Here is a 17,430-nt window from a genome sequence, read left to right on the forward strand (position 1 = left end):
TCGAGTGCGGAGGCTCTCGAAGCACGATCCCGCGCCCGGTAAGTACCCCTCTCGTGGACAAGTACCCCACGCATGGGTGGGGTAGAACGCCACGAGGCCCACCCTTGTGGTGGGGGCAGCCCGACCGAGCACGCCCAGGCACCCCGTTCAGTTGGCACTGGGACGAGGCCCCGCCCGAGCCGCCCACCCCAAGCCGAACACCCCCGGGCCTAGCCACCATCAACTCGCAAGTGGCCCCCTTGTGGACAAGTACCCAACGCATGGGTGGGGTACTTCGCCACGGCGCCCACCCTTCCGGTGTCAGCCCCCCCCCCCCCGGCTGGGCTGGTCCCCGGCTGAGCTCGCCCCGGACTACGTTGCGAGCCCACGGACGGCCGCGGCCGCCCGCTCAAGTTGCTCAGCGACCCCATCAAACCCCTCACCGACGCGGTGCGAGAGCGAGAACCGCACCGAGGTTTGTGCCTCTTCGCGCGGCACGCCCATCGCGGTGAGCACATGCGAGGGCTCGTCGTCACCGGCGGCGCAGGCTGATCCCGCCGAAGCGAGGAGCCCCCGCCGCTCAAACTCCAGCAGCACACCCTCACCGGCAGTGCCCGGCAGCACAAAACTCGCGAGGTGTGGCATACGTCCCGGCCCGGGTTCGGCACCAGTGAGTCGGGCGCCCGGGATGCGGTGGAGCACCTCCTCGACGAACGCGTCGCGGCTGCGTGCCGCTGCGGCATACGCCGCTTCGCGATCGGCCTCTGCAAGTTCAAGCGCCGTCGCGAAGGCCACCGCACCCGCGACGAACTCGGTGCCGCTGCGGCGACCGCGCTCCTGTCCGCCACCATGAAAGAGCGGCTCGAGCGGAATTCGCGAACGGATGATTGCCGCACCAACACCGCGCGGGGCACCAAACTTGTGACCCGCGAGCGCCATCGCGTCGACGCCGAGCGCCTCGAAATCAAGCGGAAGCCAGCCCGCCGCTTGCACCGCATCCGTGTGTAACCATGCCCGGCCCGGTAGCGAGCGCGGCCGATCAAGCGCCCGCAGTGCCGCCGCAATCTCGGCAATGGGCTGCACGGTGCCGACCTCGTTGTTTGCGTATGCGATCGAGACGAGCGCCGTGTCATCACGCACGGCCGCGGCGACTTCGGCGGGATCGACGCGACCCGCCGCATCCACCGACACAAACGTCGCCTCGACCCCGTGCAGGCGCACGAGGTAGTCGACCGAGGCGAGCACCGCATCGTGCTCAATCGGCGAGGTGATGATGTGGCGCGCGCCCGGCGCACCGAGCACGATGCCCTTGATCGCGAAGTTGTCGGCTTCGGTGCCACCCGAGGTGAAGACCACCTCGCCGGGGCGGCACCGAAGCACGCGCGCAACTCGGCCGCGTGCGCTCGCGAGCACGGCTGCGGCCCGCTCCCCTGCCGAGTGATGGCTGGAGGGATTCCCGAACACCTCACGTTGCACCTCGAGGAGTGCCGCGAGCGCCTCCTCCCGCACGGGCGTGGTGGCAGCGTGGTCGAGATAGCGCAGCTCGGTCATGCACCGACCCTAATGCGCACATCAAGGCCGAGGTCGAGTGCGCGCGCCGAGTGCGTGAGCGCGCCAACCGAGATGATGTCGACACCGGTTTCGGCGATTGCGCGCACGGTATCGAGGTTGACGCCACCAGAGGCCTCGATGGTCGCGCGACCGGCAATCTGCTCAACTGCCAGGCGCAATTCGTCGAGCGCGAAGTTGTCGAGCATGATCGAGTCGACCCCGCCCGCGAGCACCGCCTCGATTTGGTCGCGGCGATCGACCTCGACCTCGAGATGGGCGGTGTGCGGCATCGCGGTGCGCGCCTGGGCGATGGCGGCGGTCGTGTCGAGCCCGGCGGCGGCGAGGACGGCGAGGTGATTGTCTTTCGCCATTGCCGAATCCGAGAGCGAACGGCGATGGTTGTGGCCGCCGCCCGAGCGCACCGCGTGCCGCTCGAAGGCACGCAGGCCCGGCGTCGTCTTGCGAGTGTCGACGATGCGCGCGTTCGTGTGGGCGACTTCGGCGACGTAGGTCGCGGTGAGGGTCGCGATGCCGCTCATGCGCTGGGTGAAGTTGAGCGCCACCCGCTCTGCGGTGAGGATGCCCCGGGCCGGACCCGACACGGTCGCAAGCACAGCGCCAGCTTTAAACGCCGCGCCATCGTCGACCGCGAGATTAACTTGGATGCGCGGATCGGTGAGTTCGAAGGCGGCGGTGAAGACGGCTCCGCCACTGAATACTCCCGGTTCGCGGGCAACAAGCTCAGCGGTTGCCTGGGTGGTGGCCGGGATGAAGACTTCAGCCGTGAGATCGCCCCAGGGTGCGTCTTCATCGAGTGCGGCCTGCACGGCGCGGTGGATGACGGCTAGCTGGAGCATGCGAATTCCTCGATGTGGTCGTGGATGAGTTGGTTGGTGAGTGCGTCAGTGCGGAAGTGCGCGCCGACACTTTCTTGGCGTTGTAGCGCGGATGCGGTGACGAGTGTCGCGATGTCGAGCAGGTGTCGGTCTTCGGCGGCGTTCGCGCCCTGACGCTCGGCCCCATCCGTGCCCTGAGGCTCTCGAAGGGCAACAAAGCCGTGCTTCGAGAACCTCAGCACTCGATCAGCGTTCGCGCCCTGACGCTCGGCCCCATCCGTGCCCTGAGGCTCTCGATCAGCGTTCGCGCCCTGACGCATTCGATCAGCTTCTGCGCCCTGAGGCACTCGAAGGGCGAGGTGGCCAAGCTCCTCCCGCCACGCGGCGAGCTGTCCGGCGGCTCGCTTGAGTCCGGTCTCGTCGCGCAGCAGACCAACCTCACGCCACATGAGTTGCTGCAGCGCCTGCCGCGAAAACGGCTGCGACTCGCACTGCGCATCCGTCTCGAACTGCGCATCCACCTCCCCCTCGACGAACTGCAGCACCGGCCGACGCAACTGCGGCTGCCAGCGCGAGCTGACCGCATCCTCGCCCATAACCGCAGCGACGCGAGCCCCAAACACAGCGCCCTCAAGCAGCGAGTTCGAGGCGAGCCGGTTCGCGCCATGCACGCCGGTGCAGGCCACCTCGCCGACGGCATAGAGGCCCGGTAGCGAGGTGCGACCAGCGAGATCGGTCGCCACGCCGCCCATGGCGAAGTGCGCCCCGGGGCGCACGGGAATCGGCTCGCGCGACCAATCGAGCCCCCGCTCCCGCACAGCGGCATCGATCGTGGGGAATCGGCGCGCGAGTTCCGCATCCGTAAACATCGTGGCGTCGAGCACTACCGGGGCTCCTCCCTGCCGCGCCATGACGGCAGCGCAGGCGCGGGCCACAACATCGCGCGGCGCGAGCTCGGCACGCGCGTCGAACTCGGGCATGAAGCGGTGACCGGAGGCATCCCGCAGCACCGCGCCCTCCCCGCGCACCGCTTCTGAGACGAGGAACGGCTCGCCGACCGCGAGTACGGTCGGGTGGAATTGCACGAACTCGAGGTCGGCGACCGCCGCGCCCGCGCGCCAGACCACCGCGATGCCATCGCCGGTCGCCGAACCCGGGTTCGAGGTGAGCGGGTAGAGCGCCCCGAAGCCGCCCGTCGCAAGTACGACCGCATCCGCGTTGACTTCGAACTCAGACGTAGCATCGAGCGACGAGCAGAAGCGCGCCCCGCGCACCCGGCCGTCACGCACGATGAGGTCGAGCAGGCAAGCATCTTCGGTGATGGTGACGCCAGCGCGCCTAGCTGCGGCAATGAGCGCCGTCTCAATGCGCGCGCCGGTCGCGTCGCCGCCCGCGTGCACGACGCGCGCCGACGAGTGCGCGGCTTCGAGTCCGCGCGCCCACGAGCCATCGGCAGCACGGTCAAACTCGACGCCGATTGCCGCAAGCTCGCGGATGCGGTCGGGCCCCTCGGTGCAGAGCACTCGCACGGCCTCCGGGTCGCACTCCCCCGCCCCCGCGGCAAGCGTGTCGCGCACGTGTGCCTCGACGCTATCGTCGGCGAACACCGCGACGGCGATGCCGCCTTGAGCGTATGTGGTGCATCCGGTTTCAGCGCGGTGTTTCGTCGCCACGATCACGTCATGCCCCGCGGCTGCGGCATGCCGGGCGGCGGTGAGCCCGGCGATGCCGCTGCCGAGCACGAGTACGCGGCCGAGTACGCGGCTCATCAGCGTGCCGCGCTCTTCGTGCCAGCGCCGCTCGGCGTCGCGGCAAGCATCCGCTCGAGTGCCACGCGAGCAGGCTCAGCAACCGACGCATCGACGGTGATCTGGTTGCGCACGACGCCGTCGACGAGTCCTTCGAGCACCCACGCGAGGTAGCCCGGGTGGATGCGGTACATCGTCGAGCAGGGGCAGACCACGTCGTCAAGGCAGAAGATGGTGTGCTGCGGGTATTCGGCGGCGAGGCGCTGCACGAGGTTGATCTCGGTGCCGATCGCGAACACGGTGCCGTCGGGAGCCGCTTCAACCGCCTTGCGGATGTAGTCAGTCGAGCCGGCCTCATCAGCCGCATCAACGACCGGCATCGGGCATTCGGGATGCACGATGACGCGCACATTCGGGTGCTCGGCCCGCGCGCGCTCAATCTGGGCGACGGTGAAGCGCTTGTGCACCGAGCAGAAGCCGTTCCAGAGGATCACCTTGGCGTCGTTGAGCACGTCTTCGGTGTTGCCACCGAGCGGCAGGTTCGGGCGCCACAGCGGCATCTGCTCGAGCGAAATGCCCATCGCCTTCGCGGTATTGCGACCGAGGTGCTGGTCGGGGAAGAAAATGACGCGCTGGCCACGCTCGAACGCCCACTCGAGCACGCGCGCCGCGTTCGACGACGTGCAGACGATGCCGCCATTGCGACCGCAGAACGCCTTGATCGCGGCCGAGGAGTTCATGTAGGTGACGGGGATGAGCGGCGCGCGTCCGTCAGCATCCGGCTCGTGGCCGTAAATCTCGGTGAGTTCAGCCCAGGCATCCTCGACCTGCTCGATATTGGCCATATCGGCCATTGAACAACCGGCGGCGAGGTTCGGCAGAATGACGGCCTGTTCGGGCCCCGAGAGGAGGTCGGCGGTTTCGGCCATGAAGTGAACGCCACAGAACACGATCGCTTCGGCATTGGGATGCGCGAGCGCCGCGTTGGCGAGTTGGAACGAGTCACCCACGTAGTCGGCGTGCTGCACGACCTCGTCGCGCTGGTAGAAGTGGCCGAGGATGACGAGCTTGTCGCCGAGCGTGGCCTTCGCGGCACGGATGCGGTCAGCGAGCACTTCATCGCTCGCCTCGCGATATTCGGCGGGAATCGGCACCTGTTGCGGAGCGTCACCCGGGATGGCGTCAGCTGTGGACGCGCCAGGGCCGTAGCCGGGAGCGGTGTCGAAGTTCCAGGTGGGGCGAGCGAGCTCGGGGCCGCAGGTCGAGCCGGTTTGCTTGCCGGTCGAGATGAGCTGGATGCTGCGGGCCACCGAAGCAGTTTCGCGGACGTCGGTGCTGATGGGTGCGTTCATGGTGGATCCTTGCGTGATGCGGCGGCGGTGCCGCGGGTGGAGCTGTGGTGGAAGTGGGGGCGCGGAGCTATTGGTTGCGCAGCGTCACTGGTTGCGCAGTGGCCCGCGGTCGGCGAGTTCGAGCGCCTGGTTTGTTTCGTAGAGGCGGGCCGGGCGGTGCGCGCCGGTACGGAATTCCTTGGTGGCCAAGATCGCCTGCGAGGCCTCTACCTGTCGGCGGAAGTTCGCCGGGTCGAGCGACTTGCCAAGCACGGCTTCGTAGACCTCGCGCAACTCAGCGAGGGTGAACAGCTCGGGCAAGAAGCCCTGCGCAATGCGGCTGTAGCCGACCTTGTTCTGCAAGCGCCAGCTGGCGTACGCAACGATTTCGTCGTGGTCGAAGGCGAGACCGCGCAGGCGCTTGACCGGGAACCACTCGACATTCTCTGGCGCCACCGCGGCGCTTGCTTCATCGGCGCGCACGAGTGCCCAGTAGACGATCGACACGGTGCGACCGGGGGCCCGGTCGACAGCGCCAAAGGCGTAGAGCTGCTCGAGATAGCTCGGGGCAAGCCCGGTGGTTTCGCGCAGGGTGCGGGCTGCGGCATCGGCCAGACCCTCGTCGGGTCGAAGCCAGCCACCGGGTAGTGCCCAGTCCCCCTCGTAGGGGTCACGGGTGCGCTTTACGACGGGCATGACGATTTCCCACTCCCGCACATCTTCGGGTGTGCGACGGAGTGCAAAGATCACGGTCGAGACCGCAACGCGGATCTCATCCTGAGCACTAGTTTGTGTCATTGCTACCCTAACTCTCGAAACAGAGCTTAGAGTCACCATGACCTGAAGTCAATTCCGGGTACTGCCACGCCCCGGAAACGCCAAATGCCCCCGCAATTGCGGGGGCATTTGGTCAGGTGCTCGCGTCAAACACGAGTGAAGTAGTTACTTCTTCTCGTCGTCCTTGGCGTCAGCGTCAGCTTCCTCGGCCTCGATCTCAGCTGCTTCCTCAGCGGCCTCGTTGGCGCCTTCAACCTCAGCGGCGGTCTCAGCAGCTTCAGCAGCCTCAACCTCGGCCTCGGTGGGCTCGACCTCAGCGTCGTCGATCTCGACGGCGGGCTCTTCGACAACGACCTCGTCCTTGGCGCGCTTCACCTTGGGGGTGACGGGCTCGAGCACCAGCTCGATCACGGCCATGGGAGCGTTGTCGCCCTTGCGGAAACCGGTCTTGATGATGCGGGTGTAGCCACCTTCGCGCTCAGCAACGAGCGGCGCGATCTCGGTGAAGAGCTCGTGCACGACACCGCGGTCGGTGATCGTCTGGAGCACGCGGCGACGGTTGTGGATGTCGCCCTTCTTCGCCTGGGTGATCAGACGCTCGGCCACCGGCTGCAGGCGCTTGGCCTTGGTTTCGGTGGTCTGGATGCGCTTGTGGGTGAACAGCTGCGAGGCGAGGTTGCCAAGCAGGAGACGCTCGTGGGCAGGGCCGCCGCCGAGACGCGGACCCTTGTTGGGCTTAGGCATTCGTGGTTCTCTTTCTCAGAATTTCGGACCGCAGGATCCGCAGGTTAGATGTACTCGCCGCTGTCTTCGGGCGCACCGTAGAAGTGGGTGCCCTCGAAACCGGGCACGCTGTCCTTCAGGGTGAGGCCGAGCCCGGCGAGCTTCTCGCGAACCTCGTCGACCGACTTCTGACCGAAGTTGCGGATGTTCATGAGCTGGCTCTCGCTCAGCGCCACGAGCTGCGACACGGTGGTGACACCCTCGCGCATGAGGCAGTTGTACGAGCGGACCGAGAGGTCGAGGTCGTTGATGCTCATCGACAGTTCGTCGGTGATCACCTGGTCGACCGGCGCGGGGCCGATCTCGATGCCCTCGGCTTCAACGTTGAGCTCGCGTGCAAGGCTGAACAGCTCGACGAGCGTGCCACCGGCCGATGCCACGGCGTCGCGCGGCGAGATCGACGGCTTCGACTCAACGTCAACGACGAGGCGGTCGAAGTCGGTGCGCTCACCGGCACGAGTTGCCTCGACACGGTAGGTCACCTTGAGCACGGGCGAGTAGATCGAGTCGACCGGAATCTGGCCGGTGTCCGAGAACTCGTTGCGGTTCTGCTGCGCCGAAACGTAGCCGCGGCCGCGCTCAATGGTGAGCTCGAGCTCGAACTTCGCGTCGTCGTTGAGCGTCGCGATCACGAGGTCGGGGTTGTGAATCTCAACGCCAGCCGGCGCGGAAATGTCAGCCGCGGTGACCTCGCCAACACCGGTCTTACGGAGGTAAGCGGTGATCGGCTCATCGTGCTCGCTCGACACCACGAGCTGCTTGATGTTGAGGATGATCTCGGTGACGTCTTCCTTCACACCAGTGATGGTGGTGAATTCGTGCTGGACGTTGTCGAGACGGATGCTGGTCACGGCCGCTCCGGGGATGGAGCTGAGGAGCGTGCGACGCAGCGAGTTTCCGAGGGTGTAGCCGAAGCCAGGCTCGAGCGGTTCGATGACGAAGCGCGAGCGGTACTCCGAGACGTTTTCCTCGGTGAGGGTGGGGCGCTGTGCAATGAGCACTGTGTGGGTCCTTTCGGCAAAGCGTCCGCTATATGACGCTTGGCGTGTTCGCCGCACTGGGTGATCGGCGAGCGGTGGCGATGTGCGTGAGCAGGCGTATGGGTTGGGGGCGGCGACTCAGCGCCGCAGATCGCCCACGCGAGCAATTCGCGCGGGCGATCAGAGCGTTAGACGCGGCGACGCTTCGGCGGGCGGCAACCGTTGTGCGCCTGCGGGGTGACGTCGTTGATCGAGCCAACCTCGAGGCCAGCGGCCTGAAGCGAGCGGATCGCGGTCTCGCGACCCGAACCCGGGCCCTTCACGAACACGTCGACCTTCTTCATGCCGTGCTCCTGCGCCTGGCGGGCAGCCGACTCAGCGGCTAGCTGCGCGGCGAAGGGGGTCGACTTGCGCGAGCCCTTGTAGCCCACGCCACCCGACGAGGCCCAGCTGATGACCGCGCCAGTGGTGTCAGTGATCGACACGATGGTGTTGTTGAACGTCGACTTGATGTGCGCCTGTCCGACGGTGACGTTCTTCTTGTCCTTGCGGCGGGGCTTGCGCGCCGCAGTCTTGGGGGTAGCCAATTCTTCTCTCCTACGAAACTCGGTTCACACGCATCCGCGATTGCGGATGGGTTACTTCGCCTTCTTCTTGCCGGCGACGGTGCGCTTCGGGCCCTTGCGGGTGCGAGCGTTCGTCTTGGTGCGCTGACCGTGGACCGGAAGACCGCGGCGGTGGCGGATGCCCTGGTAGCTGCCGATCTCGACCTTGCGGCGGATGTCGGCGGCAACCTCACGGCGGAGGTCACCCTCGACCTGATAGGTGCCTTCGATGTGGTCACGGAGCTGGACGAGCTGCTCGTCGCTGAGGTCCTTGACGCGGATGTTGCCATCGATTTCGGTGGCCTTGAGGGTGGCGAGGGCGCGCGTGCGGCCAATGCCGTAGATGTAGGTGAGTGCAACCTCGACGCGCTTTTCGCGCGGGAGGTCAACGCCTGCGAGACGTGCCATTGGGAGTGTGCTCCTGTTTGGTTGAGGTGTAGTGCAGCAATTGGGCCCCGGCCTCGTGCCCGGAGGTGTCCCCGCGCATCCTCAGTGGATGCGCGGTTCTTGTCGCTGCGATTGCCGTATTGAGTTTTCGTGCGGCGGTTGCCGCACCTTGCCGCTCGTGCGGCAGGCGACTAGCCCTGGCGCTGCTTGTGGCGCGGGTTGTCGCAAATCACCATGACGCGGCCGTGGCGACGAATCACCTTGCACTTGTCACAGATCTTCTTCACGGAGGGGTTGACCTTCATGATTGGTTCCTTTTTGATCGCTGGCCTCGTACCGATACGGATTGCATCGGCCGTTCCTTATCCAGCAAACGGGCAAAACTCGCCACGCGCTCTCAGAACAAGAGCACGCGCGCGAGCGGGTTACTTGTAGCGGTAGACGATCCGGCCACGGGTCAGGTCGTAGGGGCTGAGCTCCACGATCACGCGGTCCTCAGGGAGGATGCGGATGTAGTGCTGTCGCATCTTGCCCGAAATATGAGCAAGCACCTTGTGCCCGTTCGAGAGCTCCACGCGAAACATCGCGTTCGGCAGTGCTTCCACTACCGTGCCCTCGATCTCGATGACGCCGTCTTTCTTGGCCATAGCCTCACTGTCGCTTTGAGATCTTCGCCCGCATGCAGGTCATGCGGAATCGGGGAAACGCGTACGATTCAACGCACGCGAAACACACCGACTGTCAACTATAGGCGCGATGATCGCGATTCTGCAAGGGCCACTCGCTCCGAGGATGCTCAGATGGTAATCCCGAGGGCCCGCACCGCATCCCGTTCGCCTTCGAGATCGGCGATCGTGGCCTCAGTAAGTCGCAGCACACGCTCGGATCGTTCAAGATCGCTGACAACGTGCCAATCGCCATCGCGCGAACGCGCCGGCATGCCAAAGACGAGCCCTTCGGGCACACCGTACTCCCCGTGCGAGGGCCGAGCAATGGTCACCCAATCGTCGGCCGGGGTGCCGAGCACCCAATTGCGCACGTGGTCGATAGCTGCGTTGGCGGCACTGGCAGCACTGGATGCGCCACGGGCCTTGATGATCTCGGCGCCGCGGTTTGCGACGGTGCTCGCAAACTCGCCGTCGAGCCACGCATCGTCCTGGATGCGCTCGCGCGCGGGCACACCCTCAATGAATGCGTGATCGACGTCGGGCACCTGCGTGTTCGAGTGGTTGCCCCACACGGTCACGCGGGCAATCTTGTCGGCCGAGACACCCGTGCGGCTTGAGAGCTGGCCGATGGCGCGGTTGTGGTCGAGTCGCATCATGGCGTGGAAGTTGTCGCCGCGAATATCGGGGGCGGCGGCGCGGGCAATCGCCGCGTTGGTGTTGGCGGGGTTGCCAACCACGAGAACGCGCACATTCTCATCCGCGTGTTCGCCGATCGCGCGACCCTGGGCGGTGAAGATTTCGGCGTTCGCAGCGAGGAGGTCGGAACGATGCATCCCCTGCTTGCGCGGCATCGCGCCGATGAGCAGTGCCACATCGCAGCCGTCGAAGGCGGTTTCGAGGGAGTCGGTGACGGTGATATTGCGCAGAAGTGGGAAGGCGCCGTCGGCGAGTTCCATCGCGGTGCCCTCAGCAGCATCCACGGCCTGTGGTACCTCAAGGAGGCGCAGGTCGACGCTACGTTCGCGACCGAGCATGGCGCCCGCAGCAATTCGGAAGAGCGCGGCGTAGCCGATATTGCCGGCGGCGCCGGTGACAGTAACTCGGATGGGACCAAACGGATCGCTCACCGCGGACTCCTAGATCAGTGCGTTGCTAACGGCTTTGATCCTGGCACACGGGGGTGAGATATCAACCGCAACGGCCCGGAAGGAGCGTGAGCACAAGGAGGAGTGTCGCTGACGCCAGATTCTCTGAGCCTCCGCCAACGGGCTAGGGCTCCGCCGCGGGGAGTTCTACGGCCTAACGGGCACCACTCCGAAGGTGGCAAGTCCGGCAGCCCCACCATCCTCAGCGGTCGACACCCAAATTCCACCCGCGTGGCGCAACACGGTGTGCTCCCAATGAGCAGCCACGGTGCCATCGGCCGAACGGACGGTCCAGCCATCCGAGTCGACAACAACATCGCCAGAACCACCCGTGAGCATCGGCTCAATGCAGATCGCGAGCCCCGCCTTCACGACCGGCCCACGGCGACGCACCCGGTAGCTAAACACAGTCGGTTCCTCATGCATATCGCGGCCGATACCGTGGCCGGTGTACTGCTCGAGGTTGCCGAGCGGGCCCGGCTGCTCTTCAATCGCATCCTCGATCGCACCGCCAACATCGTTGAGGTGGCGCGCCTTCGCGACCGAGGCAATACCGGCCCACATCGCCGCACGGGTCGCATCGCTTACGCGATTTGCCTCGGCAAGCCAAGCCTGCGCATCCGGCTTCGATACCTCGCCCGGCACGATGAATGTGCGAGCCGAGTCGCCATTCCAACCATCAAGTAGCGCGCCGCAGTCGATCGACACAACATCGCCAGCTTCGAGCGGACGGTCATCGGGGATGCCGTGCACGACGGCATCGTTTACCGAGGCGCACACGGTGTGTGAGTAGCCCTCCACGAGTTGGAAGTTCGGCACGCCGCCAGCGGCGCGAATCGTCTGCTCGGCGATCGCATCGAGATCGAGCGTGGACACACCAGGACGAACGGCAGCTTCGACGGCATCGAGGGCTCGGGCGGTGAGCACACCGGCCGGCACCATCATCCGCAATTCGTCAGCAGTCTTGTAAATAGAGGAACGCATGATGCCACAAGCCTAGGCCCCGCGCACGACCCCCACCGTTCGGCGGTATGCGCTCAAAGTTAAACCCTGGTAGTTTCCCGTGAGTTCACAGAACCCAGTTCATATCTTGACTGGGCACTCAACGACGCGAATACGGAACCAATGACACACACTTCAACGGAGAAGTCTCCCGCCCCGCAGAGCGGCGAATTCAAGCGCGGCCTCGGCACTTGGACCACCCTTACCCTCGGCGTCGGCGCCATGGTCGGTTTCGGCTGGGTCACCCTCGTGGGTGGCTGGATCGAAAAGGCCGGCTCGATGGGCGCCGCCCTCGCCTTCCTTGCCGGTGGCCTGATGATGGCCATCGTTGCCCTCGTCTACTCCGAGCTCGTGGCCGCCATGCCGAAGGCCGGTGGTGAGCACAACTACATCCTGCGCGCCATGGGTCCGCGCTGGTCGTTCATCGGCTCGTGGGCGATCACCGGTGGCTACGCCACCGTCGTCGCCTTCGAAGCCGTCGCACTCCCCCGGGCCATCGGCTACGTGATCGACCTTGAGGTGTTCCACCTCTGGACCGTCAACGAATCACAGGTGTTCCTCATTTGGGCACTCGTCGGTGCGATCGCCGCGGTTGCGATCACCGTGATCAACATCGTCGGCGTCAAGGTCGCCGGTAGCTTCCAGATGTTCGTCGTGATCTTCCTGTTCATGATCGGCATCCTGCAGGTCTTCGGCGCCGCCACCGGCGGCGAGATCGTGAAGATGGAACCCTTCTTCACCGGTGACCTCAGCGGCTTCTTCGCCGTGCTCGTTATCGTGCCGTTCATGTTCGTCGGCTTCGACGTCATCCCGCAGACCGCTGAAGAGGTCAACCTCGAGCCCCGCAAGGTCGGCCGTATCGCGTTCATCTCGGTCGTCATCGCGGCGATCTGGTACATCATGATCGTGCTCACCGTCTCGGCAGCGCTCACCGAAGACCAGATCATCAACTCGGGTCTACCGGCCGCCGACGCCATGGGCGCCCTGTTCGGCAACCAGTTCTTCGCGAACCTAATGGTCGCCGGTGGTGTCGCGGGCATCCTCACCTCGTGGAACTCGCTGCAGATGGGTGCCTCGCGCCTCATGTACTCGCTGGCCCACTCGGGCATGCTCCCGGCCTGGCTTGGCAAGCTGCACCCGAAGTACGGCACGCCGGCGAACGCCCTCATCGTGCTCGGCGCCATCGCCGCGATCGCCCCGTTCTTCGGCGCGAAGGCGCTCGGCTGGATCGTCGACGCCGGATCGCCCATGATCGTGCTCGCGTACCTCCTCGTGTCGATCTCGTTCCTCATCCTGCGTCGCCGCGAGCCGAACATGGAGCGTCCGCTGCGCGTCGGCGGCAAGGGCAACTTCGGCGTCATCATCGGTGGCCTCTCGGTTGCGATCACCGCGTTCCTCGTCGTGCTCTACCTTCCGGGGATGCCCGCAGCGCTCGGTATCGAGCCGTGGATCATCTTCGGTCTGTGGTGGGCCGTGGGTGCGGTGTTCTTCGCGCAGATCCCTGGCGGCATCAAGGCTGGCCCGAACGCCGAGGATGAACTCATCGCGATTGCGAACAAGCGCAAGGCGAAGCGCTCGTAGTCACAGCGCTCGTAGTCACAGCAAGATGGTGGGCGGTCCCGAATCGGGACCGCCCACCTTTTTCGTGCGCCGAGTTTCGTCGCTACGCGCGCCAGCGCAGGAGCTTCTTGTTCGCGAACTCCTCCATACCGAAGCGCGCCAGCTCGCGGCCGATGCCCGAAGCCTTGACGCCACCAAAGGGCAGGTCAGGCTCGGAGTCACCCGGGCCGTCGAAGACGACCATGCCCGTCTCGAGTGCGTTCGCCACGCGGTCAGCCTGCTCGGGGTCGGTCGTCGTTACCGACGAACCGAGACCGTAGGGCGAGTCGTTCGCGAGGTCAATCGCGGCCTGCTCACCGTCGACGCGGTAGATCACACCGACCGGGCCAAACATCTCTTCGTGGTAGGCGCGCATCTCGGGCGTGACATCGGTGAGCACGGTCGCTTCCATCCAAGCTCCCGGACGGTCGATGCGCTTGCCGCCAGTGTGCAGGGTTGCACCCTTCGCGACGGCGTCGTCGATGATCTCGATGAGTTCGTCGACTGCACCGCTCGAGGCAAGGGGGCCGAAGCGGGTGCCATTGTCGAGCGGGTCGCCCGGGATCATCTTCGCCATGCGGGCGACGTACTTCTCGACGAAGTCGTCGTAGAGGTCGTCGACGACGATCGCGCGCTTCGAGGCGTTGCAGGCCTGGCCACCATTGGCCATGCGACCGAGCACCGCACCCTTGACGGCGCCGTCGAGGTCGTCGGTCGAAAGCACGATATAGGGGTCGTTGCCGCCGAGTTCGGTGACGCACTTCTTGAGGTGGCGACCAGCAACTTCAGCGACCGCACGACCTGCCGCTTCCGAACCGGTGATCGATACGCCCTGCACGCGGTCATCGGCGATGATCGCCGGCACCTGACGCGACGAGACGTAGAGGTTGATGTAGGCACCTGCGGGCAGGCCTGCATCCTCGAAAATCTGTGCGATTGCCGCGGCCGACTCGGGGCAGTTCGAGGCGTGCTTGAGGATGATCGTGTTGCCGAGCAGCAGGTTCGGCGCGGCAAAGCGAGCGACCTGGTAGTAGGGGTAGTTCCAGGGCATGATGCCGAGGAGCACACCGATCGGTGCGGTACGCACGAGCGCGCGACCACCTGATGCGACAGTGAGTTCCTCGTCTTCGAGGAACGTTTCGGCGTTGTTGGCGTAGTAGTCGAAGATGTCGGCCGAGATGCCGACTTCGCCGCGGCCAAAGGCGATGGGCTTCCCCATTTCGCGGGAGATGATTTCGGCGAGCTCATCGCGACGCTCGCGGTAGATTTCGGCGACGCGCTTGATGATGCTTACGCGCTCGGCGAGCGGGCGAGCCGACCAGATACGGTATTCAGCATCAGCCGTAGCGATGGCGGTTTCGATTTCAGCTTCGGCGACGAGGGCGAACTCGCGCTCGACTTCATTGGTGGCGGGGTTCGTGGTGCGATACGACATGCCTGCCAGGGTACGGTGCTGGGAGGATGAAAAGGTTGGCTCACACCGAAAACATCCAACAAAGTAGGTTTTTCTCACGAGGAGGTGGCAATGAGCGAGATCGAGGCGACAACGCCTGAGCCCACGGCCACCTCGGCGATCGATATTGGTGCCATTGGCGGTGCCGTCGGCCAGCACGTCTACCGCGCACTGCCCGCCGTCGACCGTGCCGAAGCAATCGTGAACCGCCTGCGCGGATCAATTTCACTCGGTGTGCTTCGACCCGGCGACCGCCTGCCGAGCGAAGCCGAAATGTCAGAGTCGTTTGGGGTGTCGCCGGCGACGCTGCGGGATGCACTCGCGCAGCTTCGCGACGCCGGTCTCGTCGAGACTCGCCGCGGCCGCAATGGCGGCACGTTCGTCGTTGATACGCCGGAGCCGGCGCGAGCTGAGGTCGAGCGCAAGCTCGCCGCCTATTCGGTGGCGGAACTCCGCGACATCGGCGATCAGCGCAGCGCGATCAGCGGCATGTCGGCACGGCTCGCTGCCGCTCGTTCCTCCGAGCGTGATGCGGCCCGACTCACTCGACTCGCCCAGGCCGTTGGTGCGGCCGACTCTCCCGGCAGCCGCACCCGCGCCCACAGTCGGTTCTGGCTCGAACTCGCGGTCGCTGCGCAATCACAGCGACTGCTCGCATCCGAGTTGCAATTGCAGCTCGAAATCGGCGACCTGCTGTGGACGCCGCTCACCCACCCGCTCGACCACGCGCAGGTCGCCGAATCACTCACTGAAATCGCTTCGGCTGTGGCCACCCACGACGCTGAAGCAGCTTCATCCCGAGTCAAAGAACGCATCCGCTTGGACTCGTTCCATCTCATCGACGAGAAACTCACCCTGGCACTCGGACAGCCCGAGAAGGGACTCAACTCATGACCAATACACCCGAGACCCTCGCCGCTGAATTCACGGCGCGCTTCGACGAACTCATCGCGAGTCTGCGCGTCATCGGCGTGAACTATGTTGCCCTGCTTGAGCCGCGCTTTGGTCGGCACGAAATCGGCCCCTTCGACCACGGCGACCTCACACGGATGCGCGACCTCTCCTACATGGTGCTCGATTCGCATGAGATCGCGAACGGTGCCGGCGTCATCTTTACGCCCGAGCGCATCGCGGTGAAGGAGGAGTGCATCCAGTGGCATGTGCGAGGCGCCAACGGCTACGAACCGTACGGGTTTGTGTTCAACGAGAACTCACCCGAGTACTACGACTTCCTGCAATTGCCGTGGTTCTCTGTGCCAAGGGATGAGGGGCTCCCCCACCTGCACGGACCGTACGTCGACTTCCTCGGCGTTGATGAGTACACGCTCACCTGCTCGATCCCGATCGAGATTGGTGGCCGCTTCGCCGGGGTCGCTGCGAGCGATCTCAACTTCGCAAAGTTTGAGCAGGTGTTTCTTGAGCTCGCGCGTGGGATTGACGAGCATGTGGCGTTGGTGAATCTCGACGGACGCATCGTGTGCACGACCTCATCGCGGTTCTTGCCGGGCGAGAAGGTTGACAAGTCGATCGAGCACCGGGTGATTGACCTTGAGGCCTCGTTCCCGACGCTGCGGGTGGTTGCGAGCCCAAAATAGGGCTGCGTACGAGGGCGCGCTGAGGTTCTCGAAGTGCACTGAGGCACTCGAAGTGCGCTGTGGTACGTGCTTCGAGAACCTCAGCACTCGGGTCTCGGGTCGGGGCACAGCCCCGGGATGCAGCTAGCGGCGTGCCGCCCGACGGCGCGCCTCGGCAACAACCGCTGCAAAGAACACGCGACGGTCGTCGGCTGAACCGTCGGAGTCTTCGGGGTGCCACTGCACGCCCCACACCCACTCGCGGTCGGTGTGCTGCGTACCCTCGACGATGCCATCGTGGGCAACTGCGGTGACGCGCAGCGAAGGAGCCACTTCACCGACCGCCTGGTGGTGGCCGCTGCGCACAACGAGTTGCTCGCGACCCTCGAAGATGCGGCCAATGATGCTGTCCGCGACGAGGTTGATCTCCTCGTCTTTGAAGATCGGGTCGCCGCCCGAACCTCGGTGCAACTCTGAGGGCACGAGATCTGGGATGAGCGTGCCACCGCTCGCGACATTGAGCAGCTGCGAGCCGCGGCAGATCGCGACGAGCGCCGCATCCTGGTCGATGGCCTCGCGAATGACGCGGATCTGCCGTTCGTCAGAGCGTGGATCGACGCCGTACTCGTTCGGCACCTCGTCGTGGTGGCCGTAGAGTGACGACTCCACATCGCCGCCGCCGAGCACGACGATCGCGTCGGCCGCCTGGATCGCGGCATAGTCGGGTTCGGCGTCGTCGGTGACATCGATGAAGCGGATGCGGGCGCCTGCATCCTGAATCGCCTGCAAGGCGACCTTCGTGAACCGCAGGAGCAGTTCGTAGGTCTCGGCACCCTGGTCAGGCAAATTGAGCTGGCCGACGACCGCGACCTCGACATCGCCCGGCGTCTCGGGCGGCTCGGGCAGGACATCGCTGAGGTGGATGACGTACTGGCCGTCGGCCATGGTGGCTCCTTGTTGGGGTGGATGGTTTGTGCTTCGAGGGCCTCAGCACACGGGATTCGAGTACCTC

General features: G+C 65.4%; 18 protein-coding genes. 3 read left to right on the forward strand and 15 right to left on the reverse strand.

Annotated features, from left to right (window positions below; genetic code table 11):
• Positions 1–351: 351 nt before the first annotated feature.
• From EG850_RS04695 to map, 13 genes are all read right to left on the reverse strand, one after another.
• Positions 352–1,521: a cysteine desulfurase family protein gene (locus tag EG850_RS04695; RefSeq protein WP_124970797.1), complete on the reverse strand. Its 1,170-nt coding sequence runs from the start codon at positions 1,519–1,521 to the stop codon at positions 352–354.
• 5 nt (positions 1,522–1,526) lie between these two features.
• A complete protein-coding gene (nadC, locus tag EG850_RS04700; protein ID WP_124970701.1) occupies positions 1,527–2,387 on the reverse strand; it encodes a carboxylating nicotinate-nucleotide diphosphorylase in 861 nt (286 codons plus the stop codon).
• The gene (gene nadB, locus EG850_RS04705) at positions 2,375–4,135 is read right to left on the reverse strand and encodes an L-aspartate oxidase (RefSeq protein WP_124970704.1); all 1,761 of its coding nucleotides are present in this window, start codon (positions 4,133–4,135) and stop codon (positions 2,375–2,377) included. The genes nadC and nadB overlap by 13 nt, the downstream gene beginning before the upstream one ends.
• Positions 4,135–5,466, reverse strand: coding sequence for a quinolinate synthase NadA (gene nadA / locus EG850_RS04710; RefSeq protein WP_124970707.1), 1,332 nt, complete (start codon positions 5,464–5,466; stop codon positions 4,135–4,137). The genes nadB and nadA overlap by 1 nt, the downstream gene beginning before the upstream one ends.
• Before the next feature lie 84 nt (positions 5,467–5,550).
• Positions 5,551–6,243, reverse strand: coding sequence for an NUDIX hydrolase (locus EG850_RS04715; RefSeq protein ID WP_124970710.1), 693 nt, complete (start codon positions 6,241–6,243; stop codon positions 5,551–5,553).
• Positions 6,244–6,387: 144 nt separating this feature from the next.
• The gene (gene rplQ, locus EG850_RS04720; protein WP_124970713.1) at positions 6,388–6,966 is read right to left on the reverse strand and encodes a 50S ribosomal protein L17; all 579 of its coding nucleotides are present in this window, start codon (positions 6,964–6,966) and stop codon (positions 6,388–6,390) included.
• A 44-nt stretch (positions 6,967–7,010) separates the two neighbouring features.
• The gene (locus tag EG850_RS04725; RefSeq protein WP_124970716.1) at positions 7,011–8,006 is read right to left on the reverse strand and encodes a DNA-directed RNA polymerase subunit alpha; all 996 of its coding nucleotides are present in this window, start codon (positions 8,004–8,006) and stop codon (positions 7,011–7,013) included.
• A gap of 167 nt (positions 8,007–8,173) precedes the next feature.
• Positions 8,174–8,572 (reverse strand): 30S ribosomal protein S11, encoded by a 399-nt coding sequence (gene rpsK, locus EG850_RS04730; RefSeq protein ID WP_124970719.1) that lies wholly within the window; start codon positions 8,570–8,572, stop codon positions 8,174–8,176.
• A 51-nt stretch (positions 8,573–8,623) separates the two neighbouring features.
• Positions 8,624–8,998, reverse strand: coding sequence for a 30S ribosomal protein S13 (gene rpsM, locus EG850_RS04735; RefSeq protein ID WP_124970722.1), 375 nt, complete (start codon positions 8,996–8,998; stop codon positions 8,624–8,626).
• A 170-nt stretch (positions 8,999–9,168) separates the two neighbouring features.
• Positions 9,169–9,282: a 50S ribosomal protein L36 gene (gene rpmJ, locus EG850_RS04740; protein ID WP_038503151.1), complete on the reverse strand. Its 114-nt coding sequence runs from the start codon at positions 9,280–9,282 to the stop codon at positions 9,169–9,171.
• Positions 9,283–9,402: 120 nt separating this feature from the next.
• Positions 9,403–9,624: a translation initiation factor IF-1 gene (gene infA, locus EG850_RS04745; RefSeq protein ID WP_124970725.1), complete on the reverse strand. Its 222-nt coding sequence runs from the start codon at positions 9,622–9,624 to the stop codon at positions 9,403–9,405.
• A gap of 149 nt (positions 9,625–9,773) precedes the next feature.
• The gene (locus tag EG850_RS04750) at positions 9,774–10,772 is read right to left on the reverse strand and encodes a malate dehydrogenase (protein WP_124970728.1); all 999 of its coding nucleotides are present in this window, start codon (positions 10,770–10,772) and stop codon (positions 9,774–9,776) included.
• Between the two features lie 165 nt (positions 10,773–10,937).
• Positions 10,938–11,774, reverse strand: coding sequence for a type I methionyl aminopeptidase (map, locus tag EG850_RS04755; protein ID WP_124970730.1), 837 nt, complete (start codon positions 11,772–11,774; stop codon positions 10,938–10,940).
• A gap of 141 nt (positions 11,775–11,915) precedes the next feature.
• Between map and EG850_RS04760 the strand changes: the two genes are divergently transcribed.
• Complete coding sequence (locus EG850_RS04760; protein ID WP_124970733.1) at positions 11,916–13,373, forward strand: APC family permease; 1,458 nt, start codon at positions 11,916–11,918, stop codon at positions 13,371–13,373.
• Between the two features lie 82 nt (positions 13,374–13,455).
• On the opposite strand, the gene EG850_RS04765 is transcribed toward EG850_RS04760, so the two are convergent.
• A complete protein-coding gene (locus tag EG850_RS04765; protein WP_124970736.1) occupies positions 13,456–14,826 on the reverse strand; it encodes an NAD-dependent succinate-semialdehyde dehydrogenase in 1,371 nt (456 codons plus the stop codon).
• A gap of 90 nt (positions 14,827–14,916) precedes the next feature.
• Between EG850_RS04765 and EG850_RS04770 the strand changes: the two genes are divergently transcribed.
• The gene (locus EG850_RS04770) at positions 14,917–15,738 is read left to right on the forward strand and encodes a FadR/GntR family transcriptional regulator (RefSeq protein WP_124970739.1); all 822 of its coding nucleotides are present in this window, start codon (positions 14,917–14,919) and stop codon (positions 15,736–15,738) included.
• Positions 15,735–16,439, forward strand: a complete 705-nt coding sequence (locus EG850_RS04775) for a cache domain-containing protein (protein WP_124970742.1) — start codon at positions 15,735–15,737, stop codon at positions 16,437–16,439. The genes EG850_RS04770 and EG850_RS04775 overlap by 4 nt, the downstream gene beginning before the upstream one ends.
• 123 nt (positions 16,440–16,562) lie before the next feature.
• Here EG850_RS04775 and EG850_RS04780 read toward each other — a convergent pair whose 3' ends face one another.
• The gene (locus tag EG850_RS04780) at positions 16,563–17,363 is read right to left on the reverse strand and encodes a gamma-glutamyl-gamma-aminobutyrate hydrolase family protein (RefSeq protein ID WP_124970745.1); all 801 of its coding nucleotides are present in this window, start codon (positions 17,361–17,363) and stop codon (positions 16,563–16,565) included.
• Between the last annotated feature and the right edge of the window lie 67 nt (positions 17,364–17,430).

Origin of the sequence: Gulosibacter macacae, from assembly GCF_003865375.1 — a bacterium.
GTDB classification, from domain to species: domain Bacteria; phylum Actinomycetota; class Actinomycetes; order Actinomycetales; family Microbacteriaceae; genus Gulosibacter; species Gulosibacter macacae.

What these genes read in the sequence shown, in the direction of transcription:
- map (WP_124970730.1), bottom strand. Translation starts at nt 11,774, where the DNA reads ATGCGTTCCTCTATTTACAAGACTGCTGACGAATTGCGGATGATGGTG.
- EG850_RS04770 (WP_124970739.1), top strand. Translation starts at nt 14,917, where the DNA reads ATGAGCGAGATCGAGGCGACAACGCCTGAGCCCACGGCCACCTCGGCG.
- rpmJ (WP_038503151.1), bottom strand. Translation starts at nt 9,282, where the DNA reads ATGAAGGTCAACCCCTCCGTGAAGAAGATCTGTGACAAGTGCAAGGTG.
- nadC (WP_124970701.1), bottom strand. Translation starts at nt 2,387, where the DNA reads ATGCTCCAGCTAGCCGTCATCCACCGCGCCGTGCAGGCCGCACTCGAT.
- EG850_RS04765 (WP_124970736.1), bottom strand. Translation starts at nt 14,826, where the DNA reads ATGTCGTATCGCACCACGAACCCCGCCACCAATGAAGTCGAGCGCGAG.
- EG850_RS04780 (WP_124970745.1), bottom strand. Translation starts at nt 17,363, where the DNA reads ATGGCCGACGGCCAGTACGTCATCCACCTCAGCGATGTCCTGCCCGAG.
- EG850_RS04715 (WP_124970710.1), bottom strand. Translation starts at nt 6,243, where the DNA reads ATGACACAAACTAGTGCTCAGGATGAGATCCGCGTTGCGGTCTCGACC.
- nadB (WP_124970704.1), bottom strand. Translation starts at nt 4,135, where the DNA reads ATGAGCCGCGTACTCGGCCGCGTACTCGTGCTCGGCAGCGGCATCGCC.
- rpsM (WP_124970722.1), bottom strand. Translation starts at nt 8,998, where the DNA reads ATGGCACGTCTCGCAGGCGTTGACCTCCCGCGCGAAAAGCGCGTCGAG.
- EG850_RS04775 (WP_124970742.1), top strand. Translation starts at nt 15,735, where the DNA reads ATGACCAATACACCCGAGACCCTCGCCGCTGAATTCACGGCGCGCTTC.
- nadA (WP_124970707.1), bottom strand. Translation starts at nt 5,466, where the DNA reads ATGAACGCACCCATCAGCACCGACGTCCGCGAAACTGCTTCGGTGGCC.
- EG850_RS04760 (WP_124970733.1), top strand. Translation starts at nt 11,916, where the DNA reads ATGACACACACTTCAACGGAGAAGTCTCCCGCCCCGCAGAGCGGCGAA.
- rplQ (WP_124970713.1), bottom strand. Translation starts at nt 6,966, where the DNA reads ATGCCTAAGCCCAACAAGGGTCCGCGTCTCGGCGGCGGCCCTGCCCAC.
- infA (WP_124970725.1), bottom strand. Translation starts at nt 9,624, where the DNA reads ATGGCCAAGAAAGACGGCGTCATCGAGATCGAGGGCACGGTAGTGGAA.